The sequence below is a fragment of the Agromyces sp. NPDC004153 genome (assembly GCF_053603635.1).
On the sequence record NZ_JBSGFY010000002.1, the window covers coordinates 429,719 to 450,872 of the forward strand.

Annotated in this window: 18 protein-coding genes; 6 read left to right on the plus strand and 12 right to left on the minus strand. The window is 70.4% G+C overall.

Annotation, left to right across the window (positions count from 1 at the left end; translation table 11 throughout):
- Positions 1-20: 20 nt before the first annotated feature.
- The 5 genes from tal to pgl are packed head-to-tail and all read left to right on the plus strand — an operon-like array spanning position 21 to position 6,031.
- Positions 21-1,148, plus strand: coding sequence for a transaldolase (tal, locus tag ACWEOH_RS15955; protein WP_452032626.1), 1,128 nt, complete (start codon positions 21-23; stop codon positions 1,146-1,148).
- Positions 1,145-2,749: a glucose-6-phosphate isomerase gene (locus tag ACWEOH_RS15960; RefSeq protein WP_452032628.1), complete on the plus strand. Its 1,605-nt coding sequence runs from the start codon at positions 1,145-1,147 to the stop codon at positions 2,747-2,749. The genes tal and ACWEOH_RS15960 overlap by 4 nt, the downstream gene beginning before the upstream one ends.
- Before the next feature lie 17 nt (positions 2,750-2,766).
- Positions 2,767-4,308 carry a glucose-6-phosphate dehydrogenase gene (gene zwf / locus ACWEOH_RS15965; protein ID WP_452032630.1) on the plus strand — a complete coding sequence of 514 codons (1,542 nt, stop codon included), beginning with the start codon at positions 2,767-2,769 and terminating at the stop codon, positions 4,306-4,308.
- Positions 4,305-5,264 (plus strand): glucose-6-phosphate dehydrogenase assembly protein OpcA, encoded by a 960-nt coding sequence (locus tag ACWEOH_RS15970; protein ID WP_452032632.1) that lies wholly within the window; start codon positions 4,305-4,307, stop codon positions 5,262-5,264. The genes zwf and ACWEOH_RS15970 overlap by 4 nt, the downstream gene beginning before the upstream one ends.
- Positions 5,261-6,031, plus strand: a complete 771-nt coding sequence (gene pgl, locus ACWEOH_RS15975; protein WP_452032634.1) for a 6-phosphogluconolactonase — start codon at positions 5,261-5,263, stop codon at positions 6,029-6,031. The genes ACWEOH_RS15970 and pgl overlap by 4 nt, the downstream gene beginning before the upstream one ends.
- A 112-nt stretch (positions 6,032-6,143) precedes the next feature.
- Here the strand turns inward: pgl and ACWEOH_RS15980 are convergent, their stop codons facing one another.
- The 12 genes from ACWEOH_RS15980 to coaE all read right to left on the minus strand — a co-directional run bounded on the left by ACWEOH_RS15980 (position 6,144) and on the right by coaE (position 20,450).
- Positions 6,144-6,512: an RNA polymerase-binding protein RbpA gene (locus ACWEOH_RS15980; protein ID WP_148734920.1), complete on the minus strand. Its 369-nt coding sequence runs from the start codon at positions 6,510-6,512 to the stop codon at positions 6,144-6,146.
- A gap of 13 nt (positions 6,513-6,525) precedes the next feature.
- A complete protein-coding gene (secG, locus tag ACWEOH_RS15985; RefSeq protein ID WP_108595410.1) occupies positions 6,526-6,777 on the minus strand; it encodes a preprotein translocase subunit SecG in 252 nt (83 codons plus the stop codon).
- A gap of 85 nt (positions 6,778-6,862) precedes the next feature.
- On the minus strand, positions 6,863-7,651 hold the full coding sequence (gene tpiA / locus ACWEOH_RS15990) for a triose-phosphate isomerase (RefSeq protein ID WP_452032637.1): 789 nt from the start codon (positions 7,649-7,651) through the stop codon (positions 6,863-6,865).
- On the minus strand, positions 7,642-8,856 hold the full coding sequence (locus ACWEOH_RS15995; RefSeq protein WP_452032639.1) for a phosphoglycerate kinase: 1,215 nt from the start codon (positions 8,854-8,856) through the stop codon (positions 7,642-7,644). The genes tpiA and ACWEOH_RS15995 overlap by 10 nt, the downstream gene beginning before the upstream one ends.
- A gap of 11 nt (positions 8,857-8,867) precedes the next feature.
- On the minus strand, positions 8,868-9,872 hold the full coding sequence (gene gap, locus ACWEOH_RS16000) for a type I glyceraldehyde-3-phosphate dehydrogenase (RefSeq protein WP_452032641.1): 1,005 nt from the start codon (positions 9,870-9,872) through the stop codon (positions 8,868-8,870).
- Positions 9,873-9,967: 95 nt separating this feature from the next.
- Positions 9,968-10,594, minus strand: a complete 627-nt coding sequence (locus ACWEOH_RS16005) for a superoxide dismutase (RefSeq protein ID WP_452032643.1) — start codon at positions 10,592-10,594, stop codon at positions 9,968-9,970.
- 190 nt (positions 10,595-10,784) lie between these two features.
- On the minus strand, positions 10,785-11,762 hold the full coding sequence (whiA, locus tag ACWEOH_RS16010; protein WP_148734915.1) for a DNA-binding protein WhiA: 978 nt from the start codon (positions 11,760-11,762) through the stop codon (positions 10,785-10,787).
- Between the two features lie 37 nt (positions 11,763-11,799).
- Positions 11,800-12,681: an RNase adapter RapZ gene (gene rapZ / locus ACWEOH_RS16015; RefSeq protein ID WP_452032646.1), complete on the minus strand. Its 882-nt coding sequence runs from the start codon at positions 12,679-12,681 to the stop codon at positions 11,800-11,802.
- Positions 12,682-12,717: 36 nt separating this feature from the next.
- Positions 12,718-14,679, minus strand: coding sequence for an excinuclease ABC subunit UvrC (gene uvrC, locus ACWEOH_RS16020; protein WP_452032648.1), 1,962 nt, complete (start codon positions 14,677-14,679; stop codon positions 12,718-12,720).
- A gap of 5 nt (positions 14,680-14,684) precedes the next feature.
- Positions 14,685-17,576, minus strand: a complete 2,892-nt coding sequence (gene uvrA / locus ACWEOH_RS16025; protein ID WP_452032650.1) for an excinuclease ABC subunit UvrA — start codon at positions 17,574-17,576, stop codon at positions 14,685-14,687.
- Between the two features lie 98 nt (positions 17,577-17,674).
- The gene (gene uvrB, locus ACWEOH_RS16030; protein WP_452032652.1) at positions 17,675-19,741 is read right to left on the minus strand and encodes an excinuclease ABC subunit UvrB; all 2,067 of its coding nucleotides are present in this window, start codon (positions 19,739-19,741) and stop codon (positions 17,675-17,677) included.
- 97 nt (positions 19,742-19,838) lie between these two features.
- A complete protein-coding gene (coaE, locus tag ACWEOH_RS16035; protein WP_452032654.1) occupies positions 19,839-20,450 on the minus strand; it encodes a dephospho-CoA kinase in 612 nt (203 codons plus the stop codon).
- A gap of 77 nt (positions 20,451-20,527) precedes the next feature.
- Here coaE and ACWEOH_RS16040 point away from each other — a divergent pair, with 77 nt between their 5' ends.
- A complete protein-coding gene (locus ACWEOH_RS16040; RefSeq protein ID WP_452032656.1) occupies positions 20,528-21,148 on the plus strand; it encodes a DUF4126 domain-containing protein in 621 nt (206 codons plus the stop codon).
- Positions 21,149-21,154: the final 6 nt, after the last annotated feature.

Here is a 21,154-nt window from a genome sequence, read left to right on the forward strand (position 1 = left end):
CGAGAAGGAGAATCACCGACATGGCCACGCAGACCCAGTCCACCCAGTCCCCCACCGAGGCCCTCTCGCAGGCCGGCGTCAGCATCTGGCTCGACGACCTCTCGCGCGAGCGCATCACCTCGGGCGGCCTCGCGCGCCTGATCGCCGACCGCAACGTCGTGGGCGTCACCACCAACCCGACGATCTTCGCCGGCGCGCTCTCGAAGGGCGACGCCTACACCGAGCAGCTGCACGCGCTCGCGGGGTCCGGCGCCGACGTCGACACCGCGGTGTTCGAGACCACGACCGACGACGTGCGCGACGCGGCCGACATCCTTCGTCCCGTCTACGACGCCACCGGCGGCTACGACGGCCGGGTGTCGATCGAGGTCGCGCCCGACCTCGCGCACGACACGAAGGCGACCATCGAGCAGGCGCACGCGCTCTGGGAGAAGGTCGACCGGCCGAACGTGATGATCAAGATCCCGGCGACCGTCGAGGGGCTGGACGCGATCACCGCCGCGATCGGCGCGGGCATCAGCGTGAACGTCACCCTGATCTTCAGCCTCGACCGGTACCGCGAGGTGATCAATGCGTACCTCGCCGGTCTCGAGCAGGCGAAGGCTGCGGGCATCGACCTGTCCACGATCCACTCGGTCGCGTCGTTCTTCGTCTCTCGCGTCGACACCGAGATCGACAAGCGCCTGGCCGCGATCGGCACCGACGAGGCGCTCGCGCTGAAGAGCAAGGCCGGCGTCGCGAACGCGCAGCTCGCCTACGAGCTCTACGAGGATGCCTTCGCCTCCGACCGCGCTGGCGCGCTGCTCGCGGCGGGCGCGAACCGTCAGCGGCCGCTGTGGGCGTCGACCGGAGTGAAGGACCCGGCCCTGCCCGACACCCTGTACGTGGTCGAGCTCGTCGCCCAGGGCGTGGTGAACACGATGCCCGAGAAGACCCTCGAGGCGACCTTCGACCACGGCGAGATCCGCGGCGACACGGTGACCGGGTCCTACCCCGAGGCCGGTGCGGTCCTCGACGCGCTGGCTGCGGTGGGCGTCGACTACGACGACGTCACCGCCGTGCTGGAGCGCGAGGGCGTGGAGAAGTTCATCGTGTCGTGGCACGAGCTGCTCGACACGGTCCGCACCGCACTGGAGGCGGCCCGATGAGCTTCCGCATCTCGGTCAGCGGCGCGGCCGCCGACGCCGTCCGCCGCACTGTGCCGGGCCTCGTGTCCGACCTCATCGCCAGCGGCATCACCGCGCAGGACCCCGAGCTCTGGGGCCCGGCGGCCGAGGAAGAGGCGTCGAAGCGCCTCGGCTGGACCGAGGCGGTCGCGGTGTCGCGCCCGCTCGTGGCCGAGATCGAGGCGCTCCGCGAGCAGCTCGAAGACGACGGCGTCACGCACATCGTGCTGGCGGGCATGGGCGGCTCGTCGCTCGCGCCCGAGGTCATCACGCGCACCGCGCGCGTCGAGCTTACCGTGCTCGACTCGACCGAGCCCGGCCAGGTGCGCGCGGCGCTCGCCGACCGCCTCGTCGAATCGGCGCTCGTCGTCTCGTCGAAGTCGGGTTCGACCGCCGAGACCGACAGCCAGCGACGGGTCTACGAGCAGGCGTTCCGCGACGCCGGCATCGACCCGGCGAAGCGCATCGTCGTCGTGACCGACCCCGGCTCCCCGCTCGACGAGTCGGCGCGGGCCGCCGGCTATCGCGTCTTCAACGCCGACCCGAACGTGGGCGGCCGCTACTCCGCGCTGACCGCCTTCGGCCTCGTGCCCTCCGGCCTCGCGGGCGTCGACATCGCCGAGGTCCTCGACGAGGCCGAGACGATCGAGCTCTCGCTCGCGATCGACAGCCCCGAGAACCCGGGCCTTGTGCTCGGCGCCGCCATCGCGGCCACCGCGCCGCTGCGCGACAAGCTCGCGATCGTCGCCGACGGCACGCACATCGTCGGCTTCGCCGACTGGGCCGAGCAGCTCATCGCCGAGTCCACGGGCAAGGAGGGCACCGGCATCCTGCCCGTCGTGCTCGACGTGAACTCGCCCGAGCTCACCGCCGACCTCCCCGACGTGCAGGTCGTGCGCCTCGTCGACGACGCGGGCGACGAGATCTTCCGCAACGACACGCACGGCGAGATCCGCGTCTCGGGCACGCTCGGTGCGCAGCTGCTCGTCTGGGAGTACGCGACCGCGGTCGCCGGGCGCCTGCTCGGCATCAATCCCTTCGACCAGCCCGACGTGGAGTCGGCGAAGATCGCCGCCCGCGGCCTGCTCGACGCGCGCCCCGAGCCCGCTCCTGCGGCGTTCGTCGCCGACGGCATCGAGGTCCGCGGCACGCCCGAGGTCATCGGCGCGTCGAGCGACCTCGCCTCGGCCATCGAGGTGCTGCTCGAGGAGCTCCCTGCGAACGGCTACCTCTCCGTCCAGGCCTACGTCGACCGCGTCGCGCACCCCGAGGTCGCCCGCATCCGCGACCGCCTCGCGGCGCGCGCCGGACGCCCGGTCACCTTCGGCTGGGGACCGCGCTTCCTGCACTCGACCGGCCAGTTCCACAAGGGCGGCCCCGCGGTCGGCGTGTTTCTGCAGATCACGGAGCAGCCCGCCGAGGACCTCGAGATCCCCGAGCGACCGTTCACGTTCGGCGAGCTCATCGCCGCGCAGGCGTCCGGCGACGCGAGCGTGCTCGCCGACCACGGCCGCCCGGTGCTCACGCTGACGCTGACGGACCCCGCCGCGAACATCGCGACGTTGTTCGACGCGGTCGGCTGATCCAGGGAGGATCCGCATTGGCTCCTGCAGAGATCTCCGCCCAGCACAACCCGCTGCGCTCCCCCAAGGACTACCGCCTCAACCGGATCGCCGGACCCTCGAGCCTCATCATCTTCGGGGTGACCGGCGATCTCTCGCGCAAGAAGCTCATGCCCGCGGTCTACGACCTCGCGAACCGCGGGCTCCTGCCGCCCGGGTTCGCGCTGGTCGGGTTCGCGCGCCGCGACTGGGCGGACGAGGACTTCGAGCGCGTCGTGCACGACTCGGTGCAGCAGTACGCCCGCACCGAGTTCCGCGAGGACGTCTGGAAGCAGCTCGCCCGCGGCATCCGCTTCGTGCAGGGCGACTTCGACGACGACGCGGCCTTCGACCGCCTGCGCACCGTCGTCGACGAGCTCGACCGCGAACGCGGCACGATGGGCAACCACGCGTTCTACCTGTCGATCCCGCCCAAGTCGTTCCCGCTGGTGACCGAACAGCTCAAGCGCTCGGGCCTCACCGAGCAGAAGGACGGCCAGTGGCGACGCGTCGTCATCGAGAAGCCGTTCGGCAGCGACCTGAAGTCGGCGCGCGAGCTGAACGACGTCGTCGCGTCGGTGTTCCCGCCCGATGCGGTGTTCCGCATCGACCACTACCTCGGCAAGGAGACCGTCCAGAACATCCTGGCGCTCCGGTTCGCGAACCAGCTCTACGAGCCCATCTGGAACGCGAACTACGTCGACCACGTGCAGATCACCATGGCCGAGGACATCGGCGTGGGCGGTCGCGCCGGGTACTACGACGGCATCGGCGCGGCGCGCGACGTCATCCAGAACCACCTGCTGCAGCTGCTCGCGCTCACCGCCATGGAGGAGCCGATCTCGTTCGACGCCGCCGACCTGCGCGCCGAGAAGGAGAAGATCCTCGCGGCCGTGCGCCTGCCCGACGACCTGGCGACGGGCACGGCCCGAGGCCAGTACTCGGGCGGCTGGCAGGGCGGCGAGAAGGTCGTCGGCTTCCTCGACGAGGAGGGCATGAACCCGAACTCGACGACCGAGACGTACGCGGCCATGAAGCTGCTCATCGGCACCCGCCGGTGGGCGGGCGTGCCGTTCTACCTCCGCGCGGGCAAGCGCCTCGGCCGCCGCGTCACCGAGATCGCGGTCGTCTTCAAGCGCGCGCCCCAGCAGGTGTTCGCCGACAGCCAGACGTCCGAGCTCGGCCAGAACGCCCTCGTGATCCGGGTGCAGCCCGACGAGGGCGTCACCATCCGGTTCGGCTCGAAGGTGCCGGGCGCCGGTATGCAGGTGCGCGACGTCACGATGGACTTCGGCTACGGCCACGCGTTCACCGAGGCGAGCCCCGAGGCCTACGAGCGCCTCATCCTCGACGTGCTGCTCGGCGACCCGCCCCTCTTCCCCCGCCAGGAGGAGGTCGAGCTCTCGTGGAAGATCCTCGACCCGATCGAGGAGTTCTGGGACACGCAGGGCCAGCCCGAGCAGTACCGCCCCGGCACCTGGGGACCGAGCTCCGCCGACGAGCTCCTGCACCGCGACGGACGAAGCTGGAGGCGCCCGTGATCGTCGAACTGCCCGACACGACGACGAGCCAGGTCTCCAAGACCCTCGTCAAGATCCGCGAGGAGGGCGGCGTCGTCGCCCTCGGCCGCGTGCTCACCCTCGTGATCGCCACCGCGCCCGGCAGCGAGGAGGAGGCGATCGAGGCCGCGAACGACGCGTCACGGGAGCATCCGATGCGCGTCATCGTGGTCTCGAGCGACCCCGAGGAGGCGCCCGACCTTGACGCACGCCTCGACGCGGAGATCCGAGTGGGCGGCGACGCCGGCGCGAGCGAGGTCATCGTCCTGCGCGCGCACGGCGATGCGGCGCGTGACGAGGAGAGCCTCGTCATGGGCCTGCTGCTGCCCGATGCCCCGGTCGTCACATGGTGGCCCGGCGCCTCCCCCGAGGTGCCCGGACAGTCCCCGCTCGGGCGCATCGCACATCGGCGCATCACGGATGCCTCGACGAAGCCCGACCCGCAGCACGCGCTGCACGCCTGCGCCACGAGCTACACGCCCGGCGACGCCGACTTCGCGTGGACGCGGCTCACGCTCTGGCGTGCGCAGCTCGCGGCCGTGCTCGACCAGCCGCCGTACGCGCCGATCACGGCGGTCAAGGTGACGGGGGCGATCGACTCGCCGTCGACCACGCTGCTCGCGGCCTGGCTGCACCTGCAGCTCGACGCGCCGACGAGCTACGAGCTCACGCCCGTCGAGGAGGGCTCGCACGGCATCCACGGCGTGGAACTGCAGCGCGACGGCGGCACCGTGGAGCTCGTGCGCGACATCCCCGGCGTCGCCACGCTAAACCAGCCCGGCCAGCCGACGCACCACGTCGCGTTGCCGCGCCGCAACCTCCGCGACTGCCTCGCCGACGAACTCCGCCGCCTCGACCCCGACGAGTTGTACGGTGAAGTGATCACGAGCGGCCTCGCGCTGCTCGGCGACGCGGAGGCCGAAGGAGTCCATGCATGACGAATGAGCGGCGGGTGCTCGTCCACCCCGACAAGGCATCGCTGGCGGGATCCGTGGCCGCACGGTTCATCACCAAGATGCTCGACATCCTCGACGAGCAGGCCGTCGCGCACGTCGTGCTGACCGGTGGCTCCATGGGCTCGGCAGTGCTCGAGGCGGTGGCGTCCTCGCCGGCGCGCACGACCATCGACTGGTCCCGCGTGCACTTCTGGTGGGGCGACGAGCGCTGGGTGCCCGCCGGCGACGCCGACCGCAACGACCTGCAGGCGCAGCAGGCGCTGCTCGACGATCTGGATCTCCCCGAGGAGAACGTGCACCCGTTCCCCGCGTCCGACGCCGGCATCGACCTCGACGAGGCGGCGGAGGCGTACGCGGCGGAGCTGTCGGAGCACGGCGTCGACGGGCTCCCGCACCCGATCTTCGACATCACGTTCCTCGGCGTCGGACCCGATGGTCACATCGCGTCGCTCTTCCCGCACCGTTCGGGCATCCAGGTGACCGACCGCACGGTCATCCCCGTGCGCAACTCCCCCAAGCCGCCGCCCGAGCGACTCAGCCTCACGCGGCCGGTGATCAACTCGTCGCAGCGCATCTGGATGGTGCTCGCCGGCGCCGACAAGGCCTCGGCGCTCGGTCTCGCCCTCGCGGGCGCGAGTCGCGACGAGGTGCCCGCCGCCGGCATCAAGGGACGCCGACGCACGGTGTTCTTCGTCGACGCCGACGCGGCGGCCGAGGTGCCCGAGTCGCTCATCGCACGCGACTACTGAACGAGCGGGCGGATGCCTCGAGCGCACGCTCCCGGACTCGAAACCTCTCCCCGGAGACACGGAAGGGGCCGGCCATCATGGCCGGCCCCTTCCGCATGTCTGCGGGGTGACGTCACTCCTGCGGAGCGACCTGCCCACGGCGCGCGCGAAGCTGCGTGAGGGCCTCCTCGAGCAGCGCGGCGGCCTCCTCGTCGGTGCGACGCTCCTTCACGTAGGCGAGGTGCGTCTTGTAGGGCTCGAGCTTCGACACCGACGGCGGGTTGTCCTTGTCGCGACCGGCCGGCAGCCCCGTGGAGGGGCTGTCGATGATCTCGGGGATCTCCTCCTCGGGCAGGTTCGCCGCGAAGTACCGCACGGTCTCGTTGCCCTGGGCGTCCCAGTAGCTCACGGCGACGCGGTCGGCGTGGAAGCCGCGATCCTGCTCGCCCATCGGGCCCGCGCCCACGCGCGACCCACGGATGGCGCTGTTGCCTGATGCCATGGCGACTCCCCCGTCAGATTCCGGCGTCGAACTTCGTGATGAGTCCGAGCACGACGATGCACGTCACCCACACGAGTCCGAGGATGACGGTGATCCGATTGAGGTTCCGCTCGGCCACGCCGGACGCGCCGAGGCTGGAGGTGACGCCGCCGCCGAACATGTCGGACAGACCGCCGCCGCGGCCCTTGTGCAGCAGGATGAGCAGCGTCAGCAGGAGGCTCGTGAGACCGAGCAGCACCTGCAGGACGACCTGGAGAATCTCCACGGTGAACCTTTCCGGGCACGACGCAGGGTGTCGTGCCGACAATCGAGTATAGCCGCACCCGCGACCGGGCTGATGGAACCCGCCGTCAGGCCCCGACGTGCTTCTTGAACCGGGCGATGCTCGAGAACTCGTCGATGTCGAGGCTCGCGCCGCCCACGAGGGCGCCGTCCACATTCGGCTCGCGCAGGAAGGATGCGATGTTCGCCGCCTTCACCGACCCGCCGTAGAGGATGCGCGTCGCCTGCGCGACATCGTCGCCGAGCACCTCGGCGATCACCTCGCGCAGGGCGGCGGCCACCTTCTCGGCCTGCTCGGGCGTGGCCGCCTGGCCGGAGCCGATCGCCCAGACCGGCTCGTACGCGACCACGAGGCCCTTGGCGCCGTCGACGCCCTCGAGCGCCGTGCGCAGCTGCGCCACGGGCACCGCGCTGGCGCCGAACCGCTCGAGGTCTTCGGCGGTCTCGCCGACGCACACGACCGGGACGAGCCCGTGACGCTGGGCCGCGAGCACCTTCGCGTTGACGAGGGCGTCGGTCTCGTGGTGGTACGTGCGTCGCTCGGAGTGGCCGATGATGACGTACGCGCAGTCGAGGGCCGCGAGGAACGCGCCCGAGACCTCGCCCGTGTAGGCGCCCGAGTCGTGCGCCGACAGGTCCTGCGCGCCGTAGGCGAGCGGGAGCGAGTCGGCCGCGATGAGCGTCTGCACCGAGCGGAGGTCGGTGAACGGCGGGAACACGGCCACCTCGGCGTCGGCGTAGTCGTGCTTCGCGTCGGCCAGCGCCCACGCGAGCTTCTGCACGAACGCGATCGACTGCAGGTGGTCGAGGTTCATCTTCCAGTTGCCCGCGATGAACGGGGTGCGCTTCACTGCCATCCGAGGACCTCCAGTCCGGGGAGCTTCTTGCCCTCGAGGAACTCGAGGCTCGCGCCTCCGCCCGTCGAGATGTGTCCGAATGCATCGTCGGCGAAGCCGAGCTGGCGGACCGCCGCGGCGGAGTCGCCGCCGCCGACGACGCTGAGGCCGTCGACCTCGGTGAGGGCCTGCGCGACCACGCGCGTGCCGTCGGCGAAGGGAGCCAGCTCGAACACGCCCATCGGGCCGTTCCAGAACACGGTCTTCGAGGTGCGGATCCGCTCGGCGAAGGCCGCCGCCGTGTCGGGCCCGATGTCGAGGCCGAGTCCGGATGCCCCGAACGCGGTCTGCTCGATCGCGTCGGCCGGCGCGACCTCGTGCGCGGCATCCGCGGCGAAGCGCTCGGCCACGACCACGTCGGTCGGCAGCAGGATGTCGACACCGCGCTCGGCGGCCTCGGTCAGGTATCCCCGCACCGTCTCGATCTGGTCCTCCTCGAGGAGGCTCGATCCGACCTTGTGGCCCTGCGCGGCGAGGAACGTGAACAGCATGCCGCCGCCGATAAGCAGCGCGTCGACCCGCGGGAGCAGGTGCGCGATGACGCCGAGCTTGTCGGACACCTTCGAGCCGCCGAGGACGACCGTGTACGGGCGCTCGGGCGACTCCGTGAGCCGGTCGAGCACGTCGAGCTCCGAGGCGATGAGAAGGCCCGCGGCGCTCGGACGCAGGTCCTCCAGCTCGTAGACGCTCGCCTGCTTGCGGTGCACGACGCCGAAGCCGTCGGAGACGACCGCGTCGGCGAACTCGGCGAGCTGGCCGGCGAACGCCGTGCGCTCGGCCTCGTTCTTCGAGGTCTCCCCCGGGTTGAACCGGAGGTTCTCGAGCACGAGCACCTCGCCGTCGCCGAGCGCCGTGACCATCGCCGCGGCATCCGCGCCGACCGTGTCGGACGCGAACGCCACCGGAGCATCGATGAGCTCGTCGAGGCGTGCCGCCACGGGCGCGAGGCTGTACTTCGCGTCGGGCGCCCCGTCAGGGCGACCGAGGTGGGAGACCACGATGACGCGGGCCCCCTGGCCGATGAGGGCCTCGAGGGTGGGTTCCGACGCCCGCACGCGGCCGTCGTCCGTGATGACCCCGTCCTGGAGAGGAACGTTGAGGTCGCAACGGACGACGACGCGCTTGCCGGCGAGCGGACCGAGGGAATCGATCGTTCGCAGGGTCACGATGGCCCGATTCAGAGGCGCTCGGCGACGTACTCGGTGAGGTCGACGAGGCGGTTGGAGTAGCCCCACTCGTTGTCGTACCAGCCCGAGAGCTTCACCTGGTCGCCGATCACGCGCGTGAGGCCGGCGTCGAAGATGCAGGAGTACGGGTCGGAGACGATGTCGCTCGAGACGATCTCGTCTTCCGTGTACTTCAGGATGCCCTTCAGCGGGCCGTCGGCCGCGGCCCTGTAGGCGGCCTTGACCTCGTCGACCGTCACCGGACGCGACGCCGTGACCGTGAGGTCGGTGATCGAGCCGGTGGGGACCGGGACGCGAAGGGCGAAGCCGTCGAGCTTGCCGACGAGCTCGGGCAGCACGAGGCCAATGGCCTTCGCCGCGCCGGTCGAGGTCGGGACGATGTTGATGGCGGCGGCGCGGGCGCGGCGCAGGTCCTTGTGGGGGCCGTCCTGCAGGTTCTGGTCGGCCGTGTAGGCGTGCACCGTGGTCATGAGGCCGCGCTCGATGCCGAACGCGTCGTTGAAGACCTTGGCCAGCGGCGCGAGGCAGTTCGTGGTGCACGACGCGTTCGAGATGATGTTGTGCTTCTCGGGGTCGTACGAGTCCTCGTTGACGCCCATGACGAAGGTCGCGTCCTCGTCGGTCGCGGGAGCCGAGATGAGGACCTTCTTCGCGCCCGCCTCGAGGTGCTTGCGCGCGTCGGCGGCCTTGGTGAAGAAGCCGGTCGACTCGATGACGATGTCGACGCCGAGCTCGCCCCAGGGCAGGTTCGCGGGGTCGCGCTCCGCGAAGGCCTTGATGGCCTTGCCGTCCACGATGATGTGGTCGTCGTCGTAGTCGACGGTCGCGTCGAGACGGCCCGTGACCGAGTCGTACTTCAGCAGGTGCGCGAGCGTCTTGTTGTCGGTGAGGTCGTTCACGGCGACGATCTCGAGGTCGGCGCCCTGGGCGAGGGCGGCGCGGAAGTAGTTGCGGCCGATGCGGCCGAAGCCGTTGATGCCGATCTTTACGGACACGGATGTCTCCTGAATTGACGTGCGCGACTGCGCTGATTCCAAGGTGAACTGATCGGACGGCGGTGTCCCCGGACGGCGCCCGGGGACACCATCCGCTAAGACAGTAGCAGCAGCCCTGAGGTCTTCTCGCGTGCGGCCTGGAGGCGCTGCTGGGCGTTGTCCCAGTTCGCGATGTTCCAGAACGCCTTGACGTAATCGGCGCGCACGTTCTGGTAGTCGAGGTAGTACGCGTGCTCCCAGACGTCGAGCATCAGCAGCGGGACGATGCCCGCCGGCAGGTTGCCCTGCTGGTCGAAGAACTGCACGATGATGGGCCGCTGGCCGATCGAGTCCCATGCGAGCACGGCCCAGCCGGAGCCCTGCACGCCGAGCGCGGTCGCGGTGAAGTGGGCCTGGAACTTGTCGAACGAGCCGAACTCGTCGTCGATCGCCGCGGCGAGCTCGCCGGTCGGCTTGTCGCCGCCGTCGGGCGACAGGTTGGTCCAGAAGATCGAGTGGTTGACGTGGCCGCCGAGGTTGAACGCGAGGTCCTTCTCGAGCTTGTTGACGTTGGCGAGGTTGCCCGAGTCGCGCGCCTCGGCGAGCTGGGCGAGGGCCGTGTTGGCACCGGTCACGTACGCCTGGTGGTGCTTCGAGTGGTGCAGCTCCATGATCCGGCCGCTGATCGACGGCTCAAGGGCCGCGTAGTCGTACGGGAGATCGGGGAGGGTGTAGTCAGCCATTGCTTCTCCTTGTCAGATGCCGGGGAACCGGGCCTCTGCCCGGCGCGACCGCGGCATCCCCTAGCCTATGCCTGACGCTGCGGGCGCTGCCGGGCCTTGACGCTTTCGGTCACGGGCTACCGGGTATCGGCAGCGGATGCCGCGACGCGGCGCCGGGGCACACGGATGCCGCGACGCGGCCCACACCCGCTCAGTCGTCGAGGTCGGCGGGCAGGCTCGCCTCGGTGCCGGGGACGCCGAGCTCCGCCGCGCGCTTGTCGGCCATGGCGAGCAGTCGCCGGATGCGCCCGGCGACGGCGTCCTTCGTCATGGGCGGGTCGGCGTGGTGGCCGAGCTCGTCGAGGCTCGCGTCGCGGTGCGCGAGGCGCAGCTCGCCGGCGTACTTCAGATGGTCGGGGATGTCGTCGCCGAGTAGCTCCATGGCTCGCTCGACGCGGGCGCACGCGGCCACGGCGGCCTGCGCCGACCGGCGGAGGTTCGCGTCGTCGAAGTTGACGAGGCGGTTCGCCGTGGCGCGCACCTCGCGGCGCTGGCGCAGCTCCTCCCAGTTGCGCACGGTGTCGGTCGCGCCCATGATCGCGAGCATCGCGCTGATCGCCTCGCCGTCGCGGATCACGACCCGGTGGACCCCGCGCACCTCGCGGGCCTTCGCCGAGATGCCGAGGCGTCCGGCGGCGCCGACGAGGGCCATGGCCGTCTCGTTGCCGGGGCAGGTGACCTCGAGCGCCGCCGATCGGCCCGGGTCGGTGAGGCTGCCGTGCGCGAGGAACGCCCCTCGCCAGACGGCCGCGACGTCGTCGCGCGAGCCGGTGGTGAGCTTGTTCGGCAGCCCGCGGACGGGTCGGCGGCGGGCATCCAGGAGGCCGGTCTGCCGGGCGAGCGTCTCACCGCCGTCGAGCACGCGCACCAGGTACTGGTTCTGCCGGCGGATGCCGGACGGCGAGATCACCGAGACATCGGGTCGCACGCCGTAGAGCTCGCCGAGGTCGCGGGTCACCCGACGGGCGATGGTCGGCGAGTCGAGCTCCGCCTCGATCGCGATGCGACCCGAGATGATGTGCAGCCCGCCGGCGAAGCGCAGCACCGAGGCGAGCTCGGCGGCGCGCACGCTCGTCTTCGACACCTCGACCCGCGCGAGTTCCTCTTTCACGTCGGCGGTCAGCGCCACGTCACGTCCTCTCGTTCATTCAACTGGTGCGGCCGGCTCATTCACGGCCGCGATCGCGGTGCTTCACGCTGACGGCCACGCCCGGGAGTGCGGCCAGGCGGTCGGCCAGCTCGCGGACGATGGCGACCGAGCGGTGCTTGCCGCCGGTGCATCCGATCGCGATGGTCGCGTGTCGCTTGTTCTCACGTTGGTAGCCCGCGAGCACCGGCTCGAGCGCGGCGGCGTAGGCGTCGATGAACTCGCGCGCACCGGGCTGGCCGAGCACGTACTCGGCCACCTCGGGGTCCTCGCCGTTGAGGTGTCGCAGCTCGGGGATCCAGAACGGGTTCGGCAGGAACCGCGCGTCGGCCACGAGGTCGGCGTCGGCCGGGAGCCCGTACTTGAAGCCGAAGCTCAGCAGCGTGACGCGCAGGCCGGCGCGGCCCTCCTCGGCGAAGGTCTCGGTGATGAGCGTCGCGAGCTGGTGGATGTTGAGGTCGGAGGTGTCGACGACGATGTCGCTCGACTCGCGCAGCTCGGCCAGTCGCCCCCGCTCGGCGCCGATGCCGTCGAGGAGCGTGCCGTTGCCCTGCAGCGGGTGCGGGCGGCGGACCGACTCGAACCGGCGCACGAGCACGGCGTCGGTGGCGTCGAGGAACACGACGCGCACGTTCACCCCCGTGCGCAGCGCCTGGATGATGTCCTGCAGCTCCGAGAAGAAGTCGCGACCGCGCACGTCGACGACGGCCGCGATGCGTGGCAGCGAGGCCCCTGCGCGCTCGACGAGCTCGACGAGCGGACGCAGCATCTGCGGCGGGAGGTTGTCGACGACGTACCAGCCCAGGTCTTCGAGCGCGTTGCCGACGGTCGATCGTCCGGCGCCCGACATCCCGGTGACGATGAGCATCTCCTGCTGGTGGTGCTCAGCCTCGGCTGCCATCGTCTCGAGCCCCCCTTTTCGCGTCGACACCCCAGCCTACCGGGGCGCCGACACGCCGTCAGCGTGCAGGTGCGCGTGAACGGTGGCCGCGAGGCTCGGCCCGATGCCCTTCACCTCGGCGATCTCGGTCTCGCCCGCGCTGCGCAGGCGTTTCACCGATCCGAAGTGCTTGAGCAGCTCCCGCACGCGTGCCGGCCCGAGGCCCGGGATCTCGGAGAGCACGGTCGAGATGTCGCGCTTGCGGCGTTGGCGCTGGTGCGTGATGGCGAACCGGTGCGCCTCGTCGCGGACGCGCTGGAAGAGGAACAGCGCGTCGCTGTTGCGCGGCAGGATGACGGGGAAGTCCGCGTCGGGCGTCCAGATCTCCTCGAGCCGCTTCGCGATGCCGCAGAGGTAGATGCCCTCGACGCCCGACTCCTCGAGCGCGCGTGCGGCGGCCGCCACCTGCGGCTGGCCGCCGTCGACGACGAGCAGGTTGGGGCGGTAGACGAACTTCCGGCGCCGTTCGGAGACCACCGGGGCATCCGCCGCATCGCCGTCGGCCACATCGGGGCGTGTGCCCGCACCCGCTGCAGCCTGATCGGATGCCTCGTCGTCGGCCCGCCGCCCGAGGTAGGCCAGCCGGCGCGTGAGCACCTGGTGGATCGAGTCGGTGTCATCGGTGGAGCTCGGGATGGTGAACCGGCGGTACTCGTCCTTCCGCGCGAGGCCGTCTTCGAAGACGACCATCGACGCGACGATGTTCGTGCCGCTGAGGTGCGAGACGTCGTAGCACTCGATGCGCAGCGGCGCGTCGGCCATGCCGAGGGCCTCCTGGATGTCCTCCAGCGCGCGGGAGCGGGTCGTGAAGTCGGCGCTGCGGCGGGTCTTGTAGAGCATCAGGGACTGCTTGGCGTTCTGCGTTGCGGTAGCGAGCAGCTGGGCCTTCGCGCCGCGCTGTGCGACCCGCAGGTGCACGTTGCGGCCCGCGAGCCCGCCGAGCCAGGTCTCGAGCGCCTCGGCGTCGTCGGGCAGTTCGGGCACGACGACCTCGCGGGCCGGCGTGAGGTCGTCGCCGTACGCGTTCTGCACGACCACGTCGACGAGCTCGCCGAGGGGCACGTCGAGCTCCTTGTCGACCGTCCAGGACCGTTCACCCCGGATGCGACCGCCGCGGACCATGAACAGGTGCACCGCAGCGGCGAGCTCGTCGTGCTCGATGCCGAACACGTCGAGGTCGACGCGGTCGCCGAGCACCACCGCGCTCTTCTCGAAGAACGCCGTCGCGGCCTGCAGCTGGTCGCGCTTGCGGGCGGCCGTCTCGTAGTCCTGCACGGCGGACGACGCATGCATCTCGCGCTCGAGGTCGCGCACGATGCGCGGGTCCTGGTTCTGCATGAATGCGACGAACCGGTCGACGTTGGCCCGGTGCTCCTCGATGGTGACCTTGCCAGAGCACGGCCCGAAGCACCGGCCGATCTGCCCGGCGAAGCACGGCTTGCCGGTCGCCATCGCGCGCCGGTAGTCGCTGTCCTTGCACGTGCGGATCGGGAACAGCTTGATGAGGATCTCGAGCATGTCGGTGACGGCCCACATCTTCGGGTACGGCCCGAAGTACCGGGCTCCCGGGATGCCGCGCTTGCGGGAGACCATCGCCCGAGGCGCCTCGTCGGCGAGCGTCACGACGAGGTAGGGGTAGGACTTGTCGTCCTTGAAGCGCACGTTGAACGGAGGCTTCAGCTCGTTGATCCACGTGATCTCGAGGTTCAGCGCCTCGACGTCGCTCGCGACCACGGTCCACTCGACGGATGCCGCGCTCAGCACCATGCGGCGGGTGCGCTCGTGCAGGCTGTACAGCGGCGCGAAGTAGTTCGACAGCCGCGCGCGCAGGTTCTTCGCCTTGCCGACGTAGAGCACTCGCCGATCGGCGTCCCGGAACCGGTAGACGCCGGGACCCGTGGGGATCTCCCCCGGCTTCGGCCGGTACGGGACGGTGTCGCGTGACAGCGCTGTGCTCATCTGTGTCAGCTGGCGACCTCGACGCGCGCGGATGCCGCGTCGAAGATCTCGCGCAGGAAGTAGCCGGTGTGGCTCTCGGCCACGCGGGCCACCTGCTCGGGCGTGCCGGTCGCGACGACCTGCCCGCCGCCCGAGCCGCCCTCGGGCCCGAGGTCGATGATCCAGTCGGCGGACTTGATGACGTCGAGGTTGTGCTCGATGACGATGACCGTGTTGCCCTTGTCGACGAGCTTGCCCAGCACCTTCAGGAGCTTGCGCACGTCTTCGAAGTGCAGGCCCGTGGTGGGCTCGTCGAGCACGTACACGCTGCGGCCGTTCGACCGGCGCTGGAGCTCGGTCGCGAGCTTCACGCGCTGCGCCTCGCCGCCCGACAGGGTCGTGGCGCTCTGCCCGAGCTGCACGTAGCCGAGCCCGACGTCGACGAGGGTCTTCAGGTACCGGTGGATCGCCGAGATCGGCTCGAAGAACTCCGCCGCCTCGCTGATCGGCATCTCGAGCACCTCGGCGATGTTCTTGCCCTTGTAGTGCACCTGCAGCGTCTCGCGGTTGTACCGCTTGCCGCCGCAGACCTCGCATGCGACGTAGACGTCGGGCAGGAAGTTCATCTCGATCTTGATGGTGCCGTCGCCCGCGCACGCCTCGCAGCGCCCGCCCTTGACGTTGAAGCTGAACCGGCCGGGCAGGTAACCGCGCGCCTTCGCCTCGGTGGTCTCGGAGAAGAGCGTGCGGATGCGGTCGAACACACCCGTGTAGGTCGCCGGGTTCGACCGCGGGGTGCGGCCGATCGGCGCCTGGTCGACGTGCACCACCTTGTCGAGCTGCTCGATGCCCGTGACGCGGCGGTGCTTGCCGGGCACCTTGCGGGCGCCGTTGAGCCGGTTCGCGAGCACGCGGTAGAGGATGTCGTTGACGAGCGAGGACTTGCCCGAGCCGCTCACGCCCGTGACCGCCGTGAACGTGCCGAGCGGGAACTCGACGTCGACGCCGCGCAGGTTGTTGGCCTCGGCGCCCTGCACCGAGATCATGCGCCCGGGATCGATCGCGCGTCGCCGCGACGGCATCGCGATCTCCTTGCGGCCCGACAGGTAGTCGCCCGTCAGCGAGCGGGAGTTCTTGAGCAGGTCGGCGTAGCTGCCCGAGTGCACGACCGTGCCGCCGTTCACGCCGGCGCCCGGGCCGATGTCGACGATCCAGTCGGCCGTGCGGATCGTGTCCTCGTCGTGCTCGACGACGATCAGCGTGTTGCCGAGGTCGCGCAGCGCGACGAGCGTGTCGATGAGGCGGCGGTTGTCGCGCTGGTGCAGACCGATGCTCGGCTCGTCGAGCACGTAGAGCACGCCCGTGAGGCCCGACCCGATCTGCGTCGCGAGCCGGATTCGCTGCGCCTCGCCGCCCGAGAGCGTGCCGGCCGCCCGAGCGAGGTCGAGGTAGCTGAGCCCGACCCGGATCAGGAAGTCGAGCCGCACCTTGATCTCGCGGAGCACCTGCGCGCCGATGGCCTGCTCGCGCTCGGTGAGGTGCAGGCGGTCCATGAACGCGCGGGCGTCGGTGAGGCTGAGCAGCCCGACGTCGGCGATGCTGTGCTCGTGGATGAGCACCGAGAGCACCTCGGGCTTGAGGCGCTTGCCGTCGCACACGGGGCACGGCACCTCGCGGAGGTACTCGGCCCAGCGCGCTCGCTGCACGTCGGTCTCGGCCTGGAGGTACTGCCGCTCGATGTAGGGCACGACGCCCTCGAACCCCGAGGTGTAGCTCATCTCGCGGCCGTAGCGGTTGCGCCAGCGCACCTTGACCTCGAAGTTGTCGCCCCGCAGCACGGCGCCGCGTGCATCGGCCGGGAGCTCCTCCCACGGCGTGTCGAGCGAGAAGCCGAGGTCGCGGGCCAGCCCGTCGAGCAGCTTCTCGTAGTAGTTGTAGAGGCTCTTGCCCTGCGAGGTCCACGGCAGGATGACGCCCTCGGCGATGCTGAGGCTCGTGTCGCCCAGCAGCAGCGCCTCGTCGACCGACATGCGCGTGCCGAGGCCGGAGCACTCGGGGCAGGCGCCGAACGGCGCGTTGAACGAGAAGGTGCGCGGCTCGATCTCGGTGAGCTGGATCGGGTGCTGGTTGGGGCACGAGAGCTTCTCGGAGAACGTCGTCCACGCGTCGGGCCCGGTCTCGTCGACGAAGTTGACCTGCACGAGCCCGTCGGTGAGTCGCAGGGCCGTCTCGAGCGAGTCGGTGAGGCGGCCGAGGAGCTCGGGTCCGGCGACGAGGCGGTCGATCACCACGGAGATGTCGTGCTTGACCTGCTTCTTCAGCACCGGCGGCTCGTCGAGTCGGATGACCTCGCCGTCGACGACGGCACGTGAGTAGCCGCCCGCCGCGAGCTCGCGGAACAGGTCGACGAATTCGCCCTTCTTCTGCGACACCACCGGGCTGAGCACTTGGTAGCGCGTACCCTCGGGCAGCTCCATGAGCTGGTCGGCGATCTGCTGCACGGTCTGCCGCTGGATCTTCTCGCCGCACACCGGACAGTGCGGCACGCCGATGCGCGCCCAGAGGAGGCGCATGTAGTCGTAGATCTCGGTGATGGTGCCGACCGTCGAGCGCGGGTTGCGGTTCGTCGACTTCTGGTCGATCGAGACCGCCGGGCTCAGCCCCTCGATGAAGTCGACGTCGGGACGGTCGACCTGGCCGAGGAACTGGCGGGCGTAGGCGGAGAGCGACTCGACGTAGCGACGCTGGCCCTCGGCGAAGATCGTGTCGAATGCGAGCGAGGACTTGCCCGAGCCCGAGAGGCCTGTGAACACGACCATCGCGTCGCGCGGGATCTCGACGTCGACGTTCTGCAGGTTGTGCACGCGGGCGCCGCGGACACTCAGGCGCGAGTGGGCATCGAGACGTGAAACTGGCACCCTCCGAGTCTAGAGAGCGCCACCGACACCGAGTCCGCCGCGGCACGTGCTCTCAGCGAACATACGTTCGATTCTCGTGATCGACGGGACTCCCCCGCCTACGTCAGGTGTCCGGCCTTCTCCATCTGCCGCAGCTCCCGCTTGAGCTCGGAGACCTCGTCGCGCAACCGCGCCGCGAGCTCGAACTTCAGCTCTCCTGCGGCCTCGAGCATCTGGTCGTTGAGGTCGCGGATCAGGTCTTCGAGGTCGTTCGCGCCCTCGGCGGCGATGCCCTCGCGGCGGAGGTTCGGCACGGGGGCCTTGGTGCGCCCCTCGCGGCCGGCGAGCAGCTCCGCGGTGTCGGCCTCCTCGCGCGCGAGCACCGCCGTGATGTCGGCGATGCGCTTGCGCAGCGGCTGCGGGTCGATGCCGTTCGCGCGGTTGTACTCGAGCTGCTTCTCGCGGCGACGCGTCGTCTCGTCGATCGCCGCCGCCATCGACTCGGTGAGCACATCGGCGTACATGTGCACCTCGCCCGACACGTTGCGCGCGGCCCGGCCGATGGTCTGGACGAGCGAGGTCGACGAGCGCAGGAAGCCCTCCTTGTCGGCGTCGAGGATCGCCACGAGCGAGACCTCGGGCAGGTCGAGGCCCTCGCGGAGCAGGTTGATGCCGACCAGCACGTCGTAGACGCCGGCGCGCAGCTCGGTGAGCAGCTCGACGCGGCGGAGCGTGTCGACGTCGGAGTGCAGGTAGCGCACGCGCACGCCTGCCTCGGTGAGGAAGTCGGTGAGCTCCTCTGCCATGCGCTTGGTGAGCGTCGTGACGAGCACGCGCTCGTCGCGTTCGGCGCGGACGCGGATCTCCTCGAGCAGGTCGTCGATCTGGCCCTTCGACGGCTTCACCACGATCTGCGGGTCGACGAGGCCGGTCGGGCGGATGATCTGCTCGACGACGCCGTCGGCGACGCCCATCTCGTAGCGGCCCGGGGTCGCCGAGAGGTATACGGTCTGACCGACGCGCGCCTTGAACTCGTCCCACTTGAGCGGTCGGTTGTCGATGGCGCTCGGCAGCCGGAACCCGTGCTCGACCAGCGTGCGCTTGCGCGAGGAGTCGCCCTCGTACATCGACCCGATCTGCGGCACGGTGACGTGCGACTCGTCGATGACGACGAGGAAGTCGTCGGCGAAGTAGTCGAGGAGGCAATGCGGCGCCTCCCCCGGCGCGCGGCCGTCGATGTGCCGTGAGTAGTTCTCGATGCCCGAGCAGAACCCGATCTGCTCCATCATCTCGAGGTCGAACGTGGTGCGCATTCGCAGGCGCTGCGCCTCGAGCAACTTGCCCTCGCGCTCGAGCTCGGCGAGGCGCTCGTCGAGCTCGTCGCGGATCGTGCCGATCGCCCGCTGCATCACGTCGGTGCTCGCGACGTAGTGCGAGCCCGGGAACACCGGGACGGCATCGAGCTTCGCCACGACCTGCCCGGTGAGCGGGTGCAGGCTGTAGAGCGCCTCGATCTCGTCGCCGAACATCTCGATGCGGATGGCCAGCTCCTCGTAGACCGGGATGATCTCGATCGTGTCGCCGCGCACGCGGAACGTGCCGCGCGAGAACGCGAGGTCGTTGCGCTGGTACTGCATGGACACGAACTTGCGGATGAGCCAGTCGCGGTCGACGCGCTGACCCACCTGGAGCGGCATCATCGCGTTGAGGTACTCCTCGGGCGTGCCGAGGCCGTAGATGCACGACACCGTCGAGACGACCACGACGTCGCGCCGACTGAGCAGCGAGTTCGTGGTGGAGTGCCGCAGCCGCTCGACCTCGGCGTTGATCGACGAGTCCTTCTCGATGAAGGTGTCGGTCTGCGGCACGTAGGCCTCTGGCTGGTAGTAGTCGTAGTAGGAGACGAAGTACTCCACCGCGTTGTTCGGCATCAGCTCGCGGAACTCGGTGGCCAGCTGGGCCGCGAGCGTCTTGTTGTGCGCGAGCACGAGCGTGGGCCGCTGCACCTGCTCGATGAGCCAGGCGGTCGTCGCGGACTTGCCGGTGCCGGTGGCGCCGAGCAGCACCACGTCGGTCTCACCGGCGTTGATGCGGGCGGCGAGGTCGGCGATCGCCGTGGGCTGGTCGCCGCTCGGCTGGTACTCGCTCACGACCTCGAACGGACGGACGGAACGCGTGGCCTGCATGCGTTCAAGTCTAGGATCGCCCGCCGACACTCCGGCCGGCGTGCGCCGAGGGCGAACGCGAGCAGGTGCGAGCCGCGGCATCCGCTCGACGAGCCCCCTACGCCCGCGCGCGCTCCTGGCGGATGCGCTGCCAGAGCGCGTCGGTCTGGCTCATGGTGTGCGCCATCGAGCCGTCGGTGTCGATCACGACGTCGGCGATCGAGAGCCGGGCCGTGTTGTCCACCTGCGCGTCCACGCGCGCCTCGGCGTGGATCGGGTCGTATCCGCGCTCCTGCACCAGGCGCTCGACCTGCGTGCGTCGCGGCGCGTTCGTCACGACGATGAGGTCGAAGGGGTGGTCGACGGATGCCTCGACGAGCAGCGGCACGTCGTAGACCACCACGGCGTCGGGGTCCTCGGCCTCCGCGCGCTCGATGAGCTTGCGCGACAGCTCGCGGACGGCCGGGTGCACGATCGCGTTGAGCCGCGTGCGCGCGGCGTCGTCGGCGAACACGAGCTCGCCGAGCTTCGGACGGTCGAGCCGGCCGTCGTGCCCCACCACGCCCTCGCCGAACTCGGCGACGATCGAGTCGAACGCGGGCTTGCCGGGCTCGACGACGCGTCGTGCGAGGTCGTCGGCGTCGATGTGCACCGCCCCGTGCTCGACGAGGCGCCTGGCGACCGTGGACTTGCCGGAGGCGATTCCGCCCGTGAGACCGATCAGATACACGCTCACCACTCTATCCGTGCGACACTCGACCCGACGGCGACGCCGGGTCGGCGGGCCGCGCGGCCGAGGGGGTGCGGATGCTCGAGCTGCTGACCGGCACGGGCCTCGCGCTCGCGGCCGGGCTCAATGCGTGGATCCCGCTCGTCGTGCTCGGCGCCCTCGACCGCTTCACGGGACTGGTCGAGCTCCCGGCTGCATGGGCGTGGCTCGCGAACGAGTGGGTGCTCCTCATCCTCGTGGTGCTGCTCGTGTTCGAGTTCGTCGCCGACAAGGTGCCCGGGCTCGATTCGATCAACGACGTGGTGCAGACATTCGTCCGCCCGACGGCCGGCGGCATCGCGTTCGGCTCGGGCGTCGGCGCGACGACCGTCGCGGTCACCGATCCCGAGGCCTTCTTCGCCTCGCAGCAGTGGGTGCCGATCGCCATCGGCATCGTGCTCGCGCTGGGCGTGCACCTTGCGAAAGCGGCCGCGCGACCGATCGTGAACGCCTCGACGGCCGGCGTCGGCGCGCCCGTCGCGAGCGCCGCGGAGGACGCGGGCAGCTTCACGCTCGCGTTCGCCGCCATCCTCGCGCCCGTGCTCGTGCTGCTGGGCATCGTCGTGATGGCCGCACTCGTCGTGTGGCTCGTGCGACGGCGCCGACTGCGGCGCGACCGGGCGGCGGCGGCGCTGCCACCGCCGCCCGTCACCGGCTGATCGGGC

What these genes read in the sequence shown, in the direction of transcription:
- ACWEOH_RS16040 (WP_452032656.1), top strand. Translation starts at nt 20,528, where the DNA reads ATGCTCGAGCTGCTGACCGGCACGGGCCTCGCGCTCGCGGCCGGGCTC.
- rapZ (WP_452032646.1), bottom strand. Translation starts at nt 12,681, where the DNA reads ATGGCAGCCGAGGCTGAGCACCACCAGCAGGAGATGCTCATCGTCACC.
- ACWEOH_RS15980 (WP_148734920.1), bottom strand. Translation starts at nt 6,512, where the DNA reads ATGGCATCAGGCAACAGCGCCATCCGTGGGTCGCGCGTGGGCGCGGGC.
- ACWEOH_RS16005 (WP_452032643.1), bottom strand. Translation starts at nt 10,594, where the DNA reads ATGGCTGACTACACCCTCCCCGATCTCCCGTACGACTACGCGGCCCTT.
- uvrB (WP_452032652.1), bottom strand. Translation starts at nt 19,741, where the DNA reads ATGCAGGCCACGCGTTCCGTCCGTCCGTTCGAGGTCGTGAGCGAGTAC.
- tpiA (WP_452032637.1), bottom strand. Translation starts at nt 7,651, where the DNA reads ATGGCAGTGAAGCGCACCCCGTTCATCGCGGGCAACTGGAAGATGAAC.
- ACWEOH_RS15960 (WP_452032628.1), top strand. Translation starts at nt 1,145, where the DNA reads ATGAGCTTCCGCATCTCGGTCAGCGGCGCGGCCGCCGACGCCGTCCGC.
- pgl (WP_452032634.1), top strand. Translation starts at nt 5,261, where the DNA reads ATGACGAATGAGCGGCGGGTGCTCGTCCACCCCGACAAGGCATCGCTG.
- uvrC (WP_452032648.1), bottom strand. Translation starts at nt 14,679, where the DNA reads ATGAGCACAGCGCTGTCACGCGACACCGTCCCGTACCGGCCGAAGCCG.
- tal (WP_452032626.1), top strand. Translation starts at nt 21, where the DNA reads ATGGCCACGCAGACCCAGTCCACCCAGTCCCCCACCGAGGCCCTCTCG.